Source organism: Nocardia sp. NPDC051463 (assembly GCF_040681975.1).
Taxonomy (GTDB): Bacteria; Actinomycetota; Actinomycetes; order Mycobacteriales; family Mycobacteriaceae; genus Nocardia.
Map to the genome: position 1 here is coordinate 26,564 of NZ_JBFBAB010000042.1, position 18,522 is coordinate 45,085.

An 18,522-nucleotide genomic window follows, 5' to 3' on the forward strand; every position below is an offset into this window, starting at 1 on the left:
CTTCGGAGGTGTGAACTTCCGAAGTCCTGAAAGTGGCTTTCCTTGAACAACTTTCACGTTCCAGATAAGTCCGGGACCGAGATCCGTACGGTATGGCGACTGTCGGCCACCGATGCTTCGCGTGGACTCCAGGCGCTCTGGTGGAGTGTCGGGCCGGACGGGGAGTTGGCAGTCCTGCTGGTCGACCGACGACATCTGAAGCGCAGCGAATACATCACAGGGTGGGTCGGATGGTGGCCGCCGGAGCTGCCGTTCTCGGGCGAGCTGGTCATCGTCCGGGCGGGGGATGAGCGGCGCACAGTGGTGCAGGACATCGGTGTTCGGCCCAGCCACGTGGCGCTGCTTCCCGATTCCAGATTCCTTCTGGCCTGCGGTCGCACCGGCCGCAGCGAGACCGGAGGCGGCTGGAAACCGAATGCTGTGGTGTTCTCGAGTTCGGGCACACCGGAAGACGAGTTCTGCATCGGCGATGACATTCCGGTTCTGGTCACCGACCGCAGCGGAGTGCTGTGGACGGCCTACGGAGACGAAGGCATCTACGGTGCGCACACCGAATCACGCGCGGGGCTGGGCGGTTGGGACTCCTCCGGCCGCGCGGTATGGGCTCCCGAGGGGCTGCCCGATGCTCCGCTGGACGGTTGCACCGCGGCGACCGAGGACGACCAGGTCTGGCTGGCCTGGTACGCGGGTCCGCTGCGCGGCGGTGATCTCGGCCCGGGCCCCGTGCGTGGCGGCACCTATCTGACCCGAATCACCCCGGCTACCGGCGACGTGATCACCCATCCAAGCCCGGTCCCCCAACCGGACGGGTTTGCCATACGTGACAACTGCGCAGTGCTGACCGTCCGCGACCATGGCCACCCGTGTACCGAACTCATCCGCGCGCGGCTGCACGACACCACCTGGACGGTGACCAGCCGCCGCAAACTCGAGGTCCCCGGACCCGTCGTCCTGCACTGCGGCCAGGGCCGTGACGGCTCGCTTTATCTGCGCGCCGGTGACACCTGGCTGTGCATAGATGTCTGAAGCCGGCTACGCACAACAATTCCCAAGTCGGGGTAACGCTCGAGACAACACCTCAGCGCATCAGAGCGCGTACCTCGGCGGCTGACGCGCAACGCAGCGCACTAGCTGCCGCCTGTCGGCATTCGAGCAGGTCCAGGTCGCGAACCGCGGCCTTGACCAGTGGTATCGCGGGTGGTGAGACGCTGAGTTCGTGGACGCCGAGTCCGAGTAGCAGTGGGGCCGCCAGCGGGTCTGCGGCGGCTTCGCCGCAGACCGCTACCCGTGCGGGTCCGGCCGACTCGCAGACCATCGCGATCATCCGGAGTACGCCGGGGTCGAGGGCGTCGGCGAGCGCGCTGAGGGCTTCGTTGCCGCGTTCGGCCGCGAGCGCGTACTGGGTGAGGTCGTTGGTTCCGATGCTGAAGAAGTCGACGTGCTCGGCGAAGATCGCCGTTTTTGCCGCTGCCGCAGGCACTTCCACCATGATGCCGACCTCCGGTGTGACATCGGGCGGGGCGACTTCGTCGAGGATGCGGCGGGCGGCAAGCAACTCCTCCAGTTGGGTGACCATCGGGAACATCACGCTCACCGGATGGTCGGCGGCGACTCGGCAGATAGCGGTCAGTTGGTCGCGCAGCAATGCGGGGCGGGCAAGGGCGAGGCGGATGCCTCGGACTCCGAGGAAGGGGTTGGCTTCGGTCGGCTGATCGATGTACGGGAGTGGTTTGTCGCCACCGACGTCGAGGGTGCGCAGCACGATGCGACGACCACCGAATGTCTCGGCCACCGCGCGGTAAACCTGCTCCTGCTCATCGATGGAGGGCGCGTCGTCACGGCCGAGGAACAAGAACTCGGTACGCACCAATCCGGCCAGGTCCGCGCCGTTGCGGACGGCTTCGGTCGCGTCGAGGTCGCCGCCCACATTCGCCGCGATGTGAATGGTCACCCCGTCACGGGTGATCGCGGGTTTGTCGGCCTCCGCCTCGGCGGCTAGACGTTGTTCGCGTTGCCAGATCGCGAGCCCGGTGAAGGCGGCGAGGGTTGCCGCATCGGGCTCGATCACAAGTCTGCCGGTGCCACCGTCTATGGCGATAACGGTCCCGTCCGCGACGGCGAGCACGTGGGAACCCGCACCGACCACAGCGGGGATGCCGCGCGCGCGCACGATGATGGCGCTGTGCGAGGTCGGGCTGCCTTGGGCGAGAACAATTCCCGTGACGAGGTCGTGGTCGAGCCCGGCCGCCTGGGCAGGTGTCAGATCTGCGGCGACGAGAATGCCTGCGTGACTGATCATCTCGGTGGAGTGGCCCAGCAGCGCCGCGAGCACCTGGTCGCGGATCGCTCGCAGGTCGGCGGCGCGAGCCCGCTGGTAGTCGTCGGTGAGCCGATCCAGTTCGGCGGCAGCCGATTCCAGCACTTCGGCCCACGCGCCGGCAGCGGAGCGCGCGACATCGATGCCCTGATGTACCGCGCCGATCAGCTCGTCGTCATCGAGTAGCAGCAGGTGCGCCTCGAAGATTTCGGCCTCCGCGCCCGCATGCTCACGAGTTCGCTCGATGTCCGCGCGCACGGCCGCGATGGCGGCGTCGAACAGTTCTCGCTCCACCTGTGGTGGGCCGGAGGGGGTTTCGGGAACTACGAATTCCGTCTGCCCGATCCGTCGAGCCTGCCCGATACCGATGCCCACAGACGCGGGAATGGGGCCTGCGGTCTGGCCGGTGGGCGCGGGGATTGTGCCTGCACTTCGGCCGGTGGATGTGGCGATTGTGCCTGCACCTCGGTCGCCGAGTGCGGGAGATGAACTTTCGCCCTGACCGGTGGGCGTCGAAATGTGGTCTGTGCGGTAATCCGTCGGCGCGGGAATCGGGTGGTCGGCAGGCGCCGGATTCGTGCGGGGTCCCTTGCCGGCGCCGGTAGAAGACCGGGCGGTGGCCGGTTCGGGGATGGCTCGACCGCCTGTCTCGTCGAATCGGCGTGCAGCGAGAGCGAGTAGGTGGTCCACCGCCTCCTGCGCGCCTGGACCTGTCGCCGCGACCTCGATTTCATGTCCGGAGAGCGCACCGAGAGCGGCGACCCGGCTCAAGCTTGTTCCCGAAGCGGGCCCGGCGCCTGTCGACAGATTGCGCAGTCGCACGGTCGCCGTGAGTCGGCGTACCTCGGCGACCAGGCGGGCCGCCGGACGTGCATGCAGCCCATGGTCGTTCGTGACGGTAAACGTGCCGGTGATGGTCGGCTCCGCGGTGCCGGCGTTCGGGTCCATAGCCGCCGGCACGGCGGGGTCGCTCCCAGACAGTGTGTGCGTGCGCCCACCTTCGGTCGCGGCTGACATCAACTCAGGAGCACTGGCCGCGGTGGCTTGCGGCTTCTGAAGGTGAGTTTGCTTGCCCGCCAACGCGTTCTCGGCCTCCTCCGCGGCCTCCGCGAGCCCCGCGCCGCCTGCCGCGGCGACAGCCGCCGCGATCAGGCCCTCGACGAATGGTGCCGAACACAAGCGCACCTGATGCGGCGAAGTGAGCAGATCCACCGCGAGCTCGGCGGAGAGCACCGCGCTGCCGAGGTCCATCAATACCAGTGCGCCGTCGCCGGAGTCGGCATCGGCGATCGCATCGGCGACCGCGATCGCGTCGGTGCCGAAGGTGTGCTCGTCGAGCCCGGCCGCCACCGCGATGCGGATCGGCTGATCGTGCAGCATCTCGGTGGCCAGTGCGACAGCGGCGGTAGCGAGGGCGCGGCTGTGTGAGACGGCGACAATGCCGATCATCGAACCGCCTGTCTCGCGGCGAGCACCAGCAGTGCCGCACTGGTCGCGCCGGGATCCTGATGCCCGATACTGCGTTCGCCGAGGTAGGAGGCGCGGCCCTTGCGCGCGAGCATCGGAATGGTGGCGTCGCGTCCGACCTCGGCCGCGGTTACCGCGGCCTCGAGTGCCGCGGCGAGATCATCCCCGGCAGCGAGGCGCTCGTCGAGTGCGTCGGCCGCGGGGGCAAGCGCGTCGAACATCGTCTTGTCCCCGGATTCCGCCTTGCCGCGTGCCACGATCCCGTCGAGCCCGGCCCGGAACGCCTTCGCGAAACCCGCTGCATCCAGGTCGGATTCGCCCGTGGCGGCCGCGCAGCGCAGGAAGAACGTGCCGTAGAGCGGCCCGCTCGCACCGCCGATCGTTCGAATCAACGTCATGCCGACCTGTTTCAGTTGTTCGGTCGGCGTTGTCGGCGCGGACTCGGCCAGCGCCGCGACGACCGCCGCTGTCCCGCGCTGCATATTGCTGCCGTGATCGGCATCGCCGATGGCCGCGTCGAGCTCGGTGAGTTCGTCGGTGTGCTCGTCGATCAGCTCGGCGAAGCGGCGTACCCAATGGATCGGATCGATCATCGTCACACTCCCCAGCGCAGGGCGGGCGTGCGCACCGGCGCATCCCACAGAGTCAGTAGGTCGTCGTCGACCTTGGTCAATGTCACCGAGCATCCCGCCATTTCCAGCGACGTGATGTACGGGCCGACCAGGGAGCGGGCGATCCCGATCCCGTGGCCGCCGAGGATGCGGGCCACCTCGTTGTACATCACGTAGAGCTCCAGCAGAGGTGTGCCGCCCATCCCGTTCACGAAGCAGATCACGGTGTCGCCCTTGGTGAACGGTAGATCGGTGAGGACGGGCTCCACCAGCATTGCGGCGATCTCCCGCGCGGGCGCGAGCGGCGCACGGTGGCGGCCGGGTTCCCCGTGGATGCCGACGCCGATCTCCATCTCGGTCTCGCCGAGCTCGAAGGTCGGCTTACCGGCGGCGGGGACCGTGCAGGAGGTCAGTGCCATGCCCATGCTGCGTGAGTTGGCGTTCACGGTGCGGGCGACCTCGGCCACTTCGGCGAGCGACCTGCCCTGTTCCGCGGCCGCGCCCGCGATCTTTTCGAGCACGACGGTGGCGCCGACGCCACGGCGGCCTGCCGTGAAGAGGCTGTCCTGCACGGCCACATCGTCGTTCACCACAACCGCGGTGACCTCGACCCCCGTTTCCGCGGCGGCGAGCTCGGCAGCCATCTCGAAGTTCATGATGTCGCCGGTGTAGTTCTTGACGATGTGCAGGACGCCGGCACCGGCGTCGATGGCCGTGGTGGCACCGAGGATCTGGTCCGGGACAGGGGAGGTGAAGACTTCCCCGGCACAGGCGGCGTCGAGCATGCCCGAGCCGACGAAACCGCCGTGCATCGGTTCGTGCCCGGAGCCACCGCCCGAGAGCAGCGCGACTTTCCCCGGTCTCGGCGTGTCGGCGCGAAACACGACCTTGTTCTCGATGTCGACCCGCAGTTCGGGGTGGGCCGCGGCCATGCCCGACAGCGCTTCTCGGACGACGTCAGCCGGATCGTTGATCAGTTTCTTCATCGGGTTCTCCTGTTATGCGGCGGTTTCGAGCGCGTCGTGATTCGCGGCCGCCGAGGTCTTGATGTGGGTCAGGGCGCGGGCGGCGAAGGCGGCGGCGACACCGGCGAGGAATTCGGCGGCGATATACACCGGCGCTTGGCTCCAGGCCACCTCCGCGCCCCACACCTGTTGTACGAGCATCGGCCCGAGCGTCCGTGCCGGGTTGATGGACGCGCCGGTGGCAGGTGCGACGGGGATGATGGCCGCGAACACCACGAGTCCGATGGCGACGCCCGCGAAGCCGGGCGCGGCGGCGCGGTGCACGACGAGCAGCACGGTCAGCACGAGAATGAAGGTGCCGACGAACTCGGCGATGAACGCCTGCCCGGCGCCGACGCCGTGACCATAGGTGGCGACGCCGAGACCGACCTCGCTGGCACGGTCGCCGAGCACACCGATGATGGCGAACGCGCCGAGCACCGCGCCCGCGACCTGGGCGGCGAGGTAAGCCGGAACCTGTCGCCACGGGAACTGCCCGTTCACCGCGAGCGAGAGGGTCACCGCTGGATTGATGTGGTTTCCTGAGACGTGCCCGAAGGCATACACGGTGGCCAGGACCACGGTGCCGAAGGCAAGCGAGATCATGCCGAGGTCGGCCATGGTGAACGGTGCGTCGCCGTTCACCATGAGCGTGGCAGGTACCGATCCGACGCCGATGAAGACGAGGAACGCCGTGCCGAGCACTTCCGCCGCAAGTTTTTGCGGCGTCCGCAGTCCATCCATGGGAGACTCCCGAGATTGTTTCGAACAAGATTCGACAATGTCGAATGTGATTCGTAGAGTACGTGGATGTAGCGCAGGTCACAAGAGTCGGTGGGATTCGACCGCGCGCGACTGCTTGCCGGTCGCTCGAAAGCACAGGGAGGAAGTCGCGTGATCCAGTCGGTCGACCGGGCCGTTCGCATACTTTTCGCGCTACAGGGAGCGCGGCGGATGACGCTGTCGGAGCTCGCGGCGGAGCTCGGGCTCGCGGCGACAACGGTGCACGGCATCGTCCGGACGCTGGCCGCCCACGGTGTCGTCGTGCAGGAACACGGCGGCGGGCGCTATCAGCTCGGACCGGCGGTGCTGCGGCTCGGCAACGTCTACCTCGACACGCTCGACCTGCGGGCCAGGGCCCTCACCTGGTCACATGAACTGGCGCGGACCACCGGACTCGCGGTCCGAGTCGGCGTGCTCTTCGGCGACGATGTGGTCATCATCCATCACGAACCCCGACCGGACGGCAGCAGGCAGATGCCCGAGGTCGGCATCGAAATACCGTCCCACGCAAGTGCTCTCGGCAAGGCCATGCTCGCGTTCCTGGCGCCGCTCGACACGGCGCCGCTGCGCAGCATGACCGGCGAAACGATCACCGATCCCGTGGCCTTCCTCGAACACCTGCAGCCGGTCGCATCGTCGGGTCTCGCCTATGAATGCGACGAGGCCGTGCTCGGCGAATCCTGTGTGGCCGGAGCCATTTTCGATCGCACCGGCAGCGTCGTCGGCGCGGTCGGCGCAGTGATCCCGACGCCGGAATGGCCCGCCTCCGACGCCACCGTGGACGCAGTCCGCACCACCGCCCGCACCATCTCCCGCGAACTCGGCTCCACTCGCTGGCCTGCCACCCCGGATCGGTGATCCGACGCTGCGATCGCGTCCCGGCGCTGCCTGCTCTGCTGGCTACCGCAGTCCAATTCTCGCGGTCGAGGGCCTCCGAATGGCTTGGGCTTCTGTGGTTTCGAAGGTGCTCTTGAAGTCGGGGCATTCGACCAGGGGTTCGTGGGTGCAGGTCGATGCATGGCGGAGGCTGTCACGCATTCGGATGAGCCGGGCGATGTCGTCGTCGAGGTCTCGGGCTTTGTCGGCCATGCGGGCGCGCAGTTCGGTGTCGGTGGGGGTGGCGCGGATGAAGCGGGCGATTTCGGCGATGGTGAAGCCCGCGCCGCGGGCGCACGCGACCAGGGCGAGGCGGCCGAGGATGTCGGGACGGTAGGTGCGCCGCAATCCGTTTCGACCGTCGGCGGCGATGAGACCGCGTTTCTCATAGAAGCGCAGTGCCGATGGGGCGAGCCCCGCGCGTTCGGCCACCTCGGCGATATCCAGTAGGGCGTCGGACACCGTGCCTCCTTGACTTGAATCGCGCTTTAAGTCGAAGGCTAGTCGAGATGACCGACAAAGTCGCGATATCTCGCTTACCTGCGATCGCGGGCCTGGTTCAGCCCATCGCCGAATCCCTCGGGCAGGGTCGGTGATCGATGCGGCCTGCGCTCCTGTTCCCCCGGGTGCCGCCGATCGGGAGCGGGCCGGGATGGCTTGCCGAGGTAGCGGTCCAGCGGTGATGTCGAACGGTCGGATGCGCGCGAACTGTCTTTGTCCGGCGCGAACGGCACCCCGGTGGACAGCGCGCGAAACCCGAGGGTCAGCATCTCGCCGACCATGCCGATGCCGATCGACAGCGTGGTCGGCCGGGCATCGTGGTGCATACCCATGGCTGTGCCGAGCGTCTCCACCCCGAAGCCGGCGGCCATCGAAACAGCCCACACCGCCACGGTTTGTACTGTGTACCGCTGCCAGAGATGGCCGTCGCGTTCGAAGAGCCCGATGGTGGTGCCGCGGACAGCGCCGAAGGTGACGCCGACGATGCCGCCGCTGATCAGCCAGGTGAGGTCGGTGCCATCGAGGTCCTCGACTTCGATGACGCTGAAGATCCCGATCGCGACCAGAATCAGCGGCGTAGCGAACGTATCCCGCGCGTTCATCGGCTCGCCCTGAAATCGCTTCACGATCAACGCGACGGCCGCGACGACGATGACGATGAGCAGTCCGATACTCATGTTGCCTCCCAACGAGAACGACCCATCTGTGGAAACTAGCGACGCAGCGGGGTAGTGCGAGTCGGCCGAAGGGAGGAGGCCGCGAAGGATCCCAGAGTCCTCCTGGGTTTGCGTTGCGACTGCGACAATGGATCGTTGTGCCGATCTTTTGCGCCGAAGCCGTTCTGTTCGATGTGGATGGAACGCTGGTCGACCACGATGCGGCCGCGGAGGCGGCGGTCCGCGCCGGGTTCCCTTTTGTTCCCGATCGGGATGGTCTCGCGCGCCGGTGGCGGGAGCTGGAAGCGTGGGCGATGGATCGCTACCTCGCGGGTGAGCTGACCTTCACCGAGCAACGACGTTCGCGGATCACTCGTCTCGCCGACGAGTTCGGTCAGGGGGTCTGGTCGCATGACCGGGCAGACGCGTGGTTCGCGGAGTATCTGGCACAGTACGAGGCGGCGTGGCGGACCTACTCCGATGTGGCACCTGCTATGGCGGCGCTCGCTGCCGAGCACCCGAAGGTGCGGCTTGGTGTGATCACCAACGGCGATGCGCGACAGCAGCGCCGCAAGCTGGCGAAGGTCGGTCTCCTAGGCCTTGTGGACCACGCGACCATCTCCAGCGAAGTAGGCGTCGCCAAGCCGCACCCGGCAATCTTCTCGGCCGCATGCGACGCACTGCGGTTGCCGTCTTCGCAGGTCGTTTACATCGGCGATCGCCTGCGGACGGACGCCGAGGCAGCGATCGCCGCTGGGCTGCGCGGGATTTGGCTGGATCGCCGCGATACCGGCGTCGCCACCCCGGCCGAGCGCATCAAGAGCCTGACCGAGCTGCCGCCGCTGATCAGCGGTTAGTCGCACGGGGTCGGCGGTGAATCAGCCTGCGTCGCGCATCGCGACCAGGCCACGCTCCTTCGCCCCGCGATCGACCCTCAGTCGTAGTGCTGACCACCCAGCTGCTGGGCGATGACCCCCTGCAATCGTTGCAGGCCACCGACGGTCATGCCGCTTTGCAGCTGACCCTCGATGGTGCGCACCAGCATGGAATCGCTGAGCACCTTTTCGCTGGATTGGATCAAGACCGTTCCGCTGCCGGTGAAGTCGAACTGTCGTTCCTCGCCGGAGTTGACGCCGAACCCGGCCGCACCCGCTGCGAGGAAGTTCGTCACCCACCGCTGGTCGTAGTGGTGACTGGGCGAAGGGCAATCCGCCCAGCCGACAAGGGATTCCGGGTCGACTCGCAGCGGTGGCTCCGCGAACATGACGGGGCCGTTGGACGAGGCGAGGAACTTACCCGTACCGATCAGGGTGAGGAAGCCGGGGACGATGGACTGGTTGAGCGACAGACCGGGCTCGAAGGCGAGCAGGTTCGCCGCGCGGATGGTGAGGTTGCCATTGTCCTCGAGGTCATAGGAATTGATGTCGTAGCCGCGATCGCCGATGATGAGCTTGCCGTGGCCTTCTGCGACCACGTAGTCGCCGGTGAACAGCGGCGCGGAGAACTGCTGGGACACCATGTGCAGCAGTCCACCCTGGAGGCCGTGGGTGAGCATCTGGAAGCGCATATCGCCGTAGTAGGCGATCATCGCGCCCTTGCGCATGAACCACGGCTTGTTCAGGTCGATGCAGTAGGCGTAGCTGTTTCCCGGAATATTGTCGCTCTCACCGAGATTCAGTGGATTCAAAATCTGGGACATGGCTCACAACTTCTCTTCGGAGGCCTGCACATAGACGACACCCTGGCCGACGCAATGCAATTGCATCGCCTCGCCCGCTCCGCGTCCTACCGCGTCTCGCCAGCTCATGGCCGTCTTCAGCTCGGTCTGCACAGCGCCGTAGGTGGCGACGAAGGCTTGCGGATCGACCACGATCGGATTCGGCCCACCCACTGGCAGTTCCAGGAATCCACCGTGCGCGAGCAGCACCGCCGAACCTTGGCCGGCCAGCTGGGTGGTGAACATGCCCTGCCCGGTCAGCGCGCCACTCGCGGCGCCGCGCAGCGCACCCATCAGGCCGCCACCACCGCCACCACCACCCGAACTCATCACCGACACCACCGAACTCTGTAGTCCCGCGGTGTTGGCAAGCAGCCGTGAGGCCTCCACGCGCAACGTCGCTCCCTGCTGCATGTGGACCACGTGCACCTCGAGCCCGGCGAATCCGTAATGCACCGCACCGGTGCCCTGGGCCAGCATGGTGCGCTCGTGCTCACCGGCCATCATGCGGCCTGCCATCCGCATCAGCCCGCTGCCGCCCATCCCCTGGCCACCCGGAATCTGGTGCGGCGCAAAGGAGACATCGCCGGTGTAGAACAGCATCGCACCGTTGCGGGCGACGACACCGCCTGCCATGCCGACATCGACCTTGACAACTTTGCCGTTGACCTTCTCGAACATCGCCCGTCCCTACCGTTCCGCCGGCTGGATCAACACGACGCCCTGACCGTCCCAGCGCAGTGAATATGCCTCGCCCGCATCTTGGCCGACGAAGCTACGCCATGACACGTCGGTGACGAACGAGTGGTTGAGATTGCCGCGCGCCGCGACGAAGGCATCGGGGTCGACGACCAGCGGGTACTGCGGTGACACCTCGAGATGGATCAGCGGGCCGCCGGCCGAAAGCAGGGCAACCTGACCCTGCCCCGATACCGTGGTGGTGAACAGCCCCGCCCCGGTGGAGGCGCCGCGCACCCCGGCGAAACGCACATCGGTGCGTAGGTTGCCCGCGAAGGCGAGCAATTGCTGCGATTCGACCTGCAGCGTCTCGTTGTTGAGGTTCACCACGGTGACGTGCTGGCCGTTCACCGCGAAGAAGACCCTGCCGTGCCCGTTGCACTCCATCAGCGACAGCTTCTCACCGGTGGCACGACGCTTGAGCCCGGCAATGACGCCATCACCGCCGCCGAAACCGGCAGACTTGAACTGCACATTTCCTTCGTAGGCGATCATCGAGCCGGAGATCGCACGGATACTTGTTCCGGCGAGGTGGGCCTCGATCACCTTTTTCGACTGCTCGAAAAGTTGCGCCATAGGGGAGTTCGCCTGCTGTCTCGATCGGGAACATGGGAGTATTCGCCACATTCCAACTGCCTGCGGTCACCTTAACGGACACAGCTGGAAGCAGTCCGTTATCGACTCGCGCGCAACCGCGCTTTCGAGAAGTCGGTGTCATGGCGGCATCCGTGCGGTTGGTTTCTCGTAGAGTGGCAACGTACGCCACCGACAAGCGAAGGGTCGACCTTGTCCGCAACACTCGCCAAGGGCCAGAACGGTCCACTGGCCACCAACGACGTGGTGATCTCCGTCCTTCTCACGGCACCAGCGGATCTGTCCGCGCTACTGGTTACCGAGCGGGGCAAGGTCCGTTCCGATGCGGACTTCGTCTTCTTCAACCAGCCGACCGGGCCTGGGGTGAACCTGCAGCCAGGGCCGTCCGGGCAGCCCCCGTCGCTGGCGGTGTCGCTGAGCGCTGTGCCCGCCGATATCGATCAGATTCGCGCGGTGATCACCCTCGACGACGCGTCGAGCAGCTTCGGCCGCTTCCCCGCGCCGACCGCGATCATCTCGGATTCGTCCGGTAATCGGTTGTACGAGTATCAGGTTGACGGTTTGCAGAGCGAGTCGATCGTGATCGCGCTCGAACTGTATCGGCGGCAGGGTTCCTGGAAGGTGCGCGCCGTCGGACAGGGATACGCGGGTGGGTTCGCGGCACTGGTCACCGACCACGGCGTGACAGTCGACGACGCTCCTGCCGCGGCACCGCAGTCCGCGCCTGCACCGCAGTCCGCGCCGCCCCCGGCCCAGCCCGCACCGAATTACCCGCCGCCGACCACACCCGCCTACCCGACCGCGCCTGCACCGCAGTACGCGCCGACGCAGGCGGCCCCGCCCGGACCGGGTTACCCGCCGCCGCCGGGTCCCGGCTATCAGCCGCCGCCGGGTCCCGGCTATCCGCCGCCGCCCGCACCGGGTCCGGGCTACCCGCCGCCCCCGCAGCAGGCCGCACCCCAGCAGGCACCCGCCGAGGTGAGCCTGAGCAAGGATCGCCCGGTCAGCCTGCAGAAGGGGCAGCGGGTCACGCTCCGCAAGGAAGGCGGCGCGGCGCTGACTTTCGTCAAGATGGGTCTCGGCTGGGATCCGGTGCAGACACGAGGCATGTTCGGCAACCGGACCGTCGATGTCGACCTCGACGCCTCGGTCGCGATGTTCGCCGACGCGAACCTCGTCGACGTCGCCTACTACGGTCAGCTGACCTCCAAGGACGGCTCGGTCCGGCATCAGGGCGACAATCTCACCGGTGAGGGCGAGGGTGACGACGAGGTGATCCTGGTCGACCTGACCCGCATCCCGGCCCACGTCAGCACGCTGCTGTTCATGGTGACCTCCTACAAGGGGCACACCTTCGAGCAAGTCCAGAATGCGTTCTGCCGCTTGGTCGACGGCGCCAACAATGCCGAACTCGCCAGGTACACCATGGCGGGCGGCATGCGGTTCACCGCCATGGCGATGGCCAAGGTGTACCGCGTCGGCGCCGACTGGAAGATGCAGGCTCTCGGTGAGGGCTTCCAGGCCAAGCATCCGGGCGAGGCGGTTCCACAGCTCGGCCGGTTCCTCTCGGCCGGGTGATTCGACAGCACCGACAACGGGGACAGACAACGTGATTCAGCTCAAGGCCGGTCAGAACACGCCGCTGACCGGTGATGTCGTTCGATTCAGTGCGAAAGCCGATGCCGCGCTGGATGTTTCCGCGCTGGTGGTGGCGCAGAACCTGCGGGTGCTCGCCGCCGAGGACTTCGTGTTCGATAACCAGCCGCAGACGCAGGGTGTCACGCTGTCCGACGGCACGGTGGCGATCCGCCTCGCCGATATCCGGGCCGATGCCAACGCGGTGCTGCTGGTGGTCAGTGCCGATCCGGCTGCGCCCGTCCGGCCGGGCGGCCTCGGGCTGGTGACCGCCGAGTTGCTCGAAAACGATACGGTCGCAGCCGAATTCGCGATCGCACCGTTGGCCGGAGAGACCGCGCTGATATGCCTGGAGGTGTATCGGCGCGGCACCGGCTGGAAGCTGCGCGCGGTCGGTCAGGGTTACGCGGGTGGACTCGCGCAGCTGCTCACCGCGCACGGGGTGGAGATCGACGGCGTGGTGGACCAGGCGGCCGCGGCTGTGCCGCAGGCCGATCCCGGTTCGGCGGGCGCGCGATCGAATGGTCAGGACACGATCTCCGGCCCTGGGGCCGATTCCCGCGCCGCCGGACCCGTGCCGGTGGAGGTCGCGCACGGGCTCGACCGGCTGTGGATGATCTTCGAGGATGCCGCGCGTTCGGCGGCCGCGCTCATCTCGGCCCGCGACTATGCCGCCCAACGGCTCGATCACGAATTGTCCTCCGCGGTATCGGATCCCACCACGAGGAACACTCCGGCCGCCGAAGCAGCGCGGCAGGCCGCGCACCGCCGCAGCGACGAGTTGATCGCTGTCGCCGAGGGCAACCACCACCGCGACAGCCAACACCTCCTGCGGGAACTCGCCGACGCGGACCGACTGCTGCCACCGTCGCTGGCGTCCTGGGAGTCGCCCGTGTGGGAGGGGCCGCCCGCGGCGAGCGACGGAATCCGGCTCGGTGAGTTGCATGCGATCGAGCGGGGGCCGCTGCGGGTGCCGTACTGCGTGCCGGTGCCGTTGAATCGGCCGCTGTGGATAGACACCGAATCCAGCACTGCGGCGGCTCCGGTCGTCGGCGCACTGCTGGCCCGGCTGCTCGCGGCCGATCCCGGACGGCGCGTGCGCGTCGACATGATCGATCTGACCGGTGCGTTCCGTGGGCTCGTCGGACCGCTGACACCGGTGCTGAACGGCCCGCCGGTCACCGACCACGCCGAGATCTCGGCGCGGCTACAGGCGCTGGTCGACGCGGCGGAACTGGCCGAACTGGCCTATGAGGGTGGGGTTTTCACGCCTCCGATCGACCATCGAGTGCTGCTCGCCGCGGATTTCCCGCACGGCTACCAGGCCGCCGATGCGCAACGCATCGGGTCGCTGATGGTGCGTGGCGATCTGATCGGATTGTCGACCGTGATCGTCGGCAGCGACGAATCCGATTCCAGCGATCCCGTGGTCGCGGCGTTGTCACAAGCTTGTAGGCATCTTCCGACAGCCGACGGCACACCGCTGTTCGATCCGTGGACCGGCAGCCCATGGCAGCTGGATCTGGACCTGTTGCCACGAGAGCCGGAGCGGCAGGCGCGCTACCTACGCGCGCACCAGTGACGCCGCGGCCGTCCGCACCCGGTGTGTTCAGGTGCGGACCACCGCAACCTGCGGGCGCAGTGGTTCGGGCAGCCAGGGCAACAGCGGGTCCGGTGTTCGATCGACGATGCCGCCGACCGGGTCGTCGATGAAGTCGCGGCGCACCAGGTCCTCCTCCGGCCGGTAGATCTGCCGAATGATCAAGACGCACAGGGCGACTACCGCGAGATCGCGCAGTATGACGGTGCCGGTGAACCACTGCTCGGGCAGGCCCTTGTGGTCGAGGCCGAGGTAGTAGAACATCCGGGGGGCCCACACCAGTGCGTCAACGGTCATCCACGCCAACAGGATCCGCCGGTGTGGCATGGCCAGCGCGGCCAAGGGCACCAGCCACAGTGAATACTGTGGGCTCCACACCTTGTTCGTCAGCAGGAACGCGGCCACCACCAGGAAGCACAGTTGCGCGAGCCGTGGCCGTCGCGGCGCGGTGAGTGCGATGTAGCCGATCACCAGGCAAGCAGCGACGAACACCAGCAGTGACACCGCGTTCAGGATGGTCGGCTGCTGGCTGTGGGTGAGCTCCCCGTCGAAGCCGGGCCAGCCGGTGAACGAGGTGATCACGTTGTAGATGGAGTCGGGGTCGGCGTGCCTGGTGGTGTTGAGCCGGAAGAATTCGCGCCATCCGGTCGGGTACAGCAGGGCGATCGGCAGATTCACGGCCAGCCAGGTCCCCGCGGCAGCCGCGGTGGCGAGTGCGGCGGCACCGAGCGGGCGTGAGTTGAGCAGCTGTATGCGGTCGCGCAGCCAGGCCAGTGCGGTGCCCGGACTGTCGATATCACGCATCTGGAGTCCGGCTTGTGCGCTCGGCACCCGGTGCAGCGGGTCGGCGCGCAGGCACAACACCACGATCGGGCCGAGCAGCAGCAGCGGGTACAGCTTGGCCGCACCGCCGAGTCCGAGCAGCACTCCGGCCAGCAGTGGTCGTCGCCGGGCCCAGGCGAGCAGGCCGGTCGCCGCGAATGCCGTCGCGAGCGCGTCGAAATTTGTGAAAGCGTGCACGATCACCAAGGGCGAACAGGCGATCATCGCCGCGTCCCAGATGCGGCGCCCGGCCAGTTCGGCGCAGGCCCACACGGTGATAAGCCAGGCCATGGCGAGGCCGAATGCTATGACGTTGAAGTAGATGACCACCTGGAGCGCACCGGGCAGCGGCAACGCGTCCCAGGTTTTGGCGATCTCCATGGCGATGTACTGATAAAGGCCCGACAGCACCGGATACTCCATGTACCTTGTCTCGGTGCCGCCATCGGGTGTCTGCTCGGACCAGGACTTCTTGTAGGGGAATGCGCCCTCGTTCAGGCGCTCCGCCCCGTACAGCGGCACCGTGTCCGAATAGCACATGGCTATGTATTGGCGGCCGTTGTTCCAGTCGAGGGTGAGCGAGCCGTCCGCGGTGCTGGTCTGCTGGAGACACGGCGCCTTGGCTGTCCAACCCAGGGCGAGGAATACCAGGGTGACGGCCAGCAGCACCCGCATCGGGGTCCAGAACCGGACGCGGCCGATCAGTGCGTGGTCGCCGACCGGGCCGCCGATCACGGTGCACAGCTGCGCTGTCAGGGAATCGTTGCGGCTGGGCCGGTCTCGTCCGTCGGCCGACCGCAGATCCGGGGCGAGCGGGGCCGGGGCGGTGTAATGCGTTCCGGCGGACTGCCCCCCACTGAACTTCGGCGCGCTCCCGTTCGTCGCCTCGTCCATCAGTTGCTGATCGGTCACGGCATCCGAGGCTACCGGCCGTGGCTGTCGGTCCGGATCGAGCGGGTGCTGTTCGCCCATGGTGGATCGCATCCGTCGCGGCTCGGCATGGCTGGATGTGCCTCTTTTCGGCAGGTCGATAGATGTAGTATGCCGTTGATCGATCGGTGGTTCAGGGGGGCATCGATTATTGGATGTGTAACAGATGTTACCAGGATCGAAAATGATGTCCGATATTGGATTGCGCATTTTCGGATACATGTTTTGTTTTATCTGTGAACCTTTACGGGATATTGCAGTGAAATGAGCGTCGATTTCACGCTGTTGCATGGCTGAATACGGTATTTGTGCAGAACCTGTCAGTGTTTCGATTATCGGTCCGAGTCCGGATTTTGCTGGGCTACCCGCATCACCAACGAAACCGTGACTTCCAGCGGGCCACGGAGACAGAGGTTCGGATGGGAATGCAATCGCGTTTGTCGCGACGGTCGTTCGTGCGCTCCGCGGGCATCGGTGTCGGAGTTGCCGCGACCGGGCTGACCAGCGCCGTGGTCGCGGCGGTGCCGCCGGTCGCTCGGCGCGCTCCAGGACTGCCCGATGCCGCGAGCATTACGGCGACGGATCCGGCGATGCTGTCCGCGGTGGAGGCGGCCAGTTTGCTGCAGGCCCGAGAGTTGCACCCGGTGGAGCTACTGGACGCCTGCATCGAGCGAAGCTCGGCGTTCGACGGCGCGACCCGGGCATGGGTCCGTACCTACCCCGAACTCGCCCACGAACAGGCCGAGCGTGCGGCCGATCGGCTCTCGGCCGGGAACGCGCCGCTGATCTGCGGTCTGCCCATCGCGGTGAAAGACATGTATGCCGTTGCCGGGCTTCCGCTCACCGCATCCAGTCGCATTCTCGACGGCAATATCGCCGCGGGTGATTCGACGGTGTGGCGGCGTCTGCGCGACAACGGCGCGGTCTTGATGGGACACGTGCACAACGATGAGTTCGCGATCATGACGGACACGCTGCAGGTGGGGAATCCGTGGAAAATCGACGAGTCCGTCGGTGGGTCCTCCGGGGGCAGTGCGGCCGCACTGGCCGCCAGGTTCGCGCCCTTGTCGATCGGCACCGACACGGGTGGTTCCCTGCGGATCCCCGCTTCCCGGTGTGGCATCAGTGCGATCAAGCCGACCTTCGGGCGGTGCAGCAAATACGGCATCATTCCGGTCGTGTGGACCAGGGACCATCCTGGGCCGCTCGGACGCAGTATCGCCGACGCGTCGCTGCTGTTGTCGTACATGACGGGACCCGACGCGTTCGACCCGGTGACGGCCATTGCGCCGCCGGTGCCGGAGGGTGGGTTCCCGATCGTCGCGGTAGGGGGTGATAACCCGTTGGCGGGCACGAGACTCGGTGTGCCCCGGGGGGTCATCGAGATGCTGCCCGACGCGCTCGTGACCATGTTCGGGCGCTTTCTCGACCTGTTCACCGCGTTGGGTGGCGAGACCCGTGATGTCACGATGCCCGCCGAGCCCGAAGGATTGCTCAGCAACGATGCCGTGGAAGTCGGGTTGTATCACCGGCAGTGGGCCGATCGGCTGTTGTCCTACCAACCACCGACCGCCGCGATCGTCGGGCTGGGTCTGGCAGCCTTGGCCTCGCCCGCCATCGACTGGTGGCAGCTGGCCCGAGCGCGCGCGAGCTATCAGCGTGACTACAACCGAATGCTGGAAGACAGCCGATTGGACGCGGTGGTGCTGCCCGGTGCGATCACCGACGGTCTGCCCCGCAGCACAGCCGCGGCCGTCTCGATCCTCGGTGCGAGCACCGTGCCCTTCTCGTGGGCGAACTACACCGGGGTTCCGGTGCTCTCGCTACCGGTCGACCGCTCCGCCGTGACCGGGCTGCCATTCGGAGTCCAACTCGGTGGACGCCCATGGGCGGAAGCAGAGCTGATCTCGATCGGACTCGAACTGCAGGCAGCGGCCCCGGTCTGGCGTGACCTTCCGCCGCTGTCGCCCAGTGCGCGCGCATTACCCGAGGTGTCCGTATGTGCCCCCGGGCCGGGCCCCGACCCGACCAACACGGGCGCTGCGGCACCGTCGTTCAGTTTCGTCCCCACGACGAGTACCGCGCCGATTTAGGACGCGAGGCGGCAGGCAAATCGGTGACCTGTCGGATTCCTGCGCAAGAAAGCCTCGGACGAAGCCAACAGGCCCGTTCCCAGCTGGGCGGGTTCACGCGATCGTCGCAACACTCTCGATTTGAGAGGTTGCGGCGATCGTGTCGTTTCAGGAGGATTTGGCCCGGTTCGGTGATCAG

At 67.0% G+C, this 18,522-nt stretch carries 16 protein-coding genes; 6 read left to right on the forward strand and 10 right to left on the reverse strand.

Annotation, left to right across the window (positions count from 1 at the left end; translation table 11 throughout):
- Nucleotides 1-42: 42 nt before the first annotated feature.
- A complete protein-coding gene (locus AB0M74_RS32865; RefSeq protein ID WP_366530199.1) occupies nt 43-1,026 on the forward strand; it encodes a hypothetical protein in 984 nt (327 codons plus the stop codon).
- Nucleotides 1,027-1,078: 52 nt separating this feature from the next.
- Here AB0M74_RS32865 and ptsP read toward each other — a convergent pair whose 3' ends face one another.
- The 4 genes from ptsP to AB0M74_RS32885 are packed head-to-tail and all read right to left on the reverse strand — an operon-like array spanning nt 1,079 to nt 6,143.
- Nucleotides 1,079-3,766 (reverse strand): phosphoenolpyruvate--protein phosphotransferase, encoded by a 2,688-nt coding sequence (ptsP, locus tag AB0M74_RS32870; protein ID WP_366530200.1) that lies wholly within the window; start codon nt 3,764-3,766, stop codon nt 1,079-1,081.
- Complete coding sequence (gene dhaL, locus AB0M74_RS32875; protein WP_366530201.1) at nt 3,763-4,377, reverse strand: dihydroxyacetone kinase subunit DhaL; 615 nt, start codon at nt 4,375-4,377, stop codon at nt 3,763-3,765. Before dhaL ends, ptsP begins: the two co-directional genes overlap by 4 nt.
- Nucleotides 4,378-4,379: 2 nt before the next feature.
- Complete coding sequence (gene dhaK / locus AB0M74_RS32880; RefSeq protein ID WP_366530202.1) at nt 4,380-5,381, reverse strand: dihydroxyacetone kinase subunit DhaK; 1,002 nt, start codon at nt 5,379-5,381, stop codon at nt 4,380-4,382.
- 12 nt (nt 5,382-5,393) lie between these two features.
- On the reverse strand, nt 5,394-6,143 hold the full coding sequence (locus AB0M74_RS32885; RefSeq protein WP_366530203.1) for an MIP/aquaporin family protein: 750 nt from the start codon (nt 6,141-6,143) through the stop codon (nt 5,394-5,396).
- 150 nt (nt 6,144-6,293) lie between these two features.
- Between AB0M74_RS32885 and AB0M74_RS32890 the strand changes: the two genes are divergently transcribed.
- Nucleotides 6,294-7,040 (forward strand): IclR family transcriptional regulator, encoded by a 747-nt coding sequence (locus AB0M74_RS32890; RefSeq protein ID WP_366530204.1) that lies wholly within the window; start codon nt 6,294-6,296, stop codon nt 7,038-7,040.
- A gap of 42 nt (nt 7,041-7,082) precedes the next feature.
- Here the strand turns inward: AB0M74_RS32890 and AB0M74_RS32895 are convergent, their stop codons facing one another.
- On the reverse strand, nt 7,083-7,520 hold the full coding sequence (locus AB0M74_RS32895) for a MerR family transcriptional regulator (RefSeq protein ID WP_366530205.1): 438 nt from the start codon (nt 7,518-7,520) through the stop codon (nt 7,083-7,085).
- Between the two features lie 74 nt (nt 7,521-7,594).
- Nucleotides 7,595-8,236 (reverse strand): hypothetical protein, encoded by a 642-nt coding sequence (locus AB0M74_RS32900; protein WP_366530206.1) that lies wholly within the window; start codon nt 8,234-8,236, stop codon nt 7,595-7,597.
- Between the two features lie 137 nt (nt 8,237-8,373).
- Between AB0M74_RS32900 and AB0M74_RS32905 the strand changes: the two genes are divergently transcribed.
- On the forward strand, nt 8,374-9,072 hold the full coding sequence (locus AB0M74_RS32905; RefSeq protein ID WP_366530207.1) for an HAD family hydrolase: 699 nt from the start codon (nt 8,374-8,376) through the stop codon (nt 9,070-9,072).
- Nucleotides 9,073-9,149: 77 nt separating this feature from the next.
- Here AB0M74_RS32905 and AB0M74_RS32910 read toward each other — a convergent pair whose 3' ends face one another.
- Genes AB0M74_RS32910 through AB0M74_RS32920 form a run of 3 tightly spaced genes read right to left on the reverse strand, consistent with a single transcriptional unit; the run spans nt 9,150 to nt 11,246 of the window.
- The gene (locus tag AB0M74_RS32910; protein WP_328407449.1) at nt 9,150-9,914 is read right to left on the reverse strand and encodes an AIM24 family protein; all 765 of its coding nucleotides are present in this window, start codon (nt 9,912-9,914) and stop codon (nt 9,150-9,152) included.
- Nucleotides 9,915-9,917: 3 nt separating this feature from the next.
- Nucleotides 9,918-10,613 (reverse strand): AIM24 family protein, encoded by a 696-nt coding sequence (locus AB0M74_RS32915; protein ID WP_366530208.1) that lies wholly within the window; start codon nt 10,611-10,613, stop codon nt 9,918-9,920.
- A gap of 9 nt (nt 10,614-10,622) precedes the next feature.
- On the reverse strand, nt 10,623-11,246 hold the full coding sequence (locus AB0M74_RS32920) for an AIM24 family protein (RefSeq protein ID WP_366530209.1): 624 nt from the start codon (nt 11,244-11,246) through the stop codon (nt 10,623-10,625).
- Nucleotides 11,247-11,456: 210 nt separating this feature from the next.
- Between AB0M74_RS32920 and AB0M74_RS32925 the strand changes: the two genes are divergently transcribed.
- Both AB0M74_RS32925 and AB0M74_RS32930 read left to right on the forward strand, forming a co-directional pair.
- Nucleotides 11,457-12,842, forward strand: coding sequence for a TerD family protein (locus AB0M74_RS32925; RefSeq protein ID WP_366530210.1), 1,386 nt, complete (start codon nt 11,457-11,459; stop codon nt 12,840-12,842).
- 31 nt (nt 12,843-12,873) lie between these two features.
- Complete coding sequence (locus AB0M74_RS32930; RefSeq protein ID WP_366530211.1) at nt 12,874-14,481, forward strand: TerD family protein; 1,608 nt, start codon at nt 12,874-12,876, stop codon at nt 14,479-14,481.
- 27 nt (nt 14,482-14,508) lie between these two features.
- On the opposite strand, the gene AB0M74_RS32935 is transcribed toward AB0M74_RS32930, so the two are convergent.
- Complete coding sequence (locus AB0M74_RS32935; RefSeq protein ID WP_366530213.1) at nt 14,509-16,215, reverse strand: glycosyltransferase 87 family protein; 1,707 nt, start codon at nt 16,213-16,215, stop codon at nt 14,509-14,511.
- A gap of 461 nt (nt 16,216-16,676) precedes the next feature.
- Between AB0M74_RS32935 and AB0M74_RS32940 the strand changes: the two genes are divergently transcribed.
- On the forward strand, nt 16,677-18,344 hold the full coding sequence (locus AB0M74_RS32940; protein ID WP_366530214.1) for an amidase: 1,668 nt from the start codon (nt 16,677-16,679) through the stop codon (nt 18,342-18,344).
- Nucleotides 18,345-18,522: the final 178 nt, after the last annotated feature.

What these genes read in the sequence shown, in the direction of transcription:
- AB0M74_RS32900 (WP_366530206.1), bottom strand. Translation starts at nt 8,236, where the DNA reads ATGAGTATCGGACTGCTCATCGTCATCGTCGTCGCGGCCGTCGCGTTG.
- AB0M74_RS32940 (WP_366530214.1), top strand. Translation starts at nt 16,677, where the DNA reads ATGCAATCGCGTTTGTCGCGACGGTCGTTCGTGCGCTCCGCGGGCATC.
- AB0M74_RS32885 (WP_366530203.1), bottom strand. Translation starts at nt 6,143, where the DNA reads ATGGATGGACTGCGGACGCCGCAAAAACTTGCGGCGGAAGTGCTCGGC.
- dhaL (WP_366530201.1), bottom strand. Translation starts at nt 4,377, where the DNA reads ATGATCGATCCGATCCATTGGGTACGCCGCTTCGCCGAGCTGATCGAC.
- AB0M74_RS32935 (WP_366530213.1), bottom strand. Translation starts at nt 16,215, where the DNA reads ATGGACGAGGCGACGAACGGGAGCGCGCCGAAGTTCAGTGGGGGGCAG.
- AB0M74_RS32910 (WP_328407449.1), bottom strand. Translation starts at nt 9,914, where the DNA reads ATGTCCCAGATTTTGAATCCACTGAATCTCGGTGAGAGCGACAATATT.
- AB0M74_RS32915 (WP_366530208.1), bottom strand. Translation starts at nt 10,613, where the DNA reads ATGTTCGAGAAGGTCAACGGCAAAGTTGTCAAGGTCGATGTCGGCATG.
- AB0M74_RS32920 (WP_366530209.1), bottom strand. Translation starts at nt 11,246, where the DNA reads ATGGCGCAACTTTTCGAGCAGTCGAAAAAGGTGATCGAGGCCCACCTC.
- dhaK (WP_366530202.1), bottom strand. Translation starts at nt 5,381, where the DNA reads ATGAAGAAACTGATCAACGATCCGGCTGACGTCGTCCGAGAAGCGCTG.
- ptsP (WP_366530200.1), bottom strand. Translation starts at nt 3,766, where the DNA reads ATGATCGGCATTGTCGCCGTCTCACACAGCCGCGCCCTCGCTACCGCC.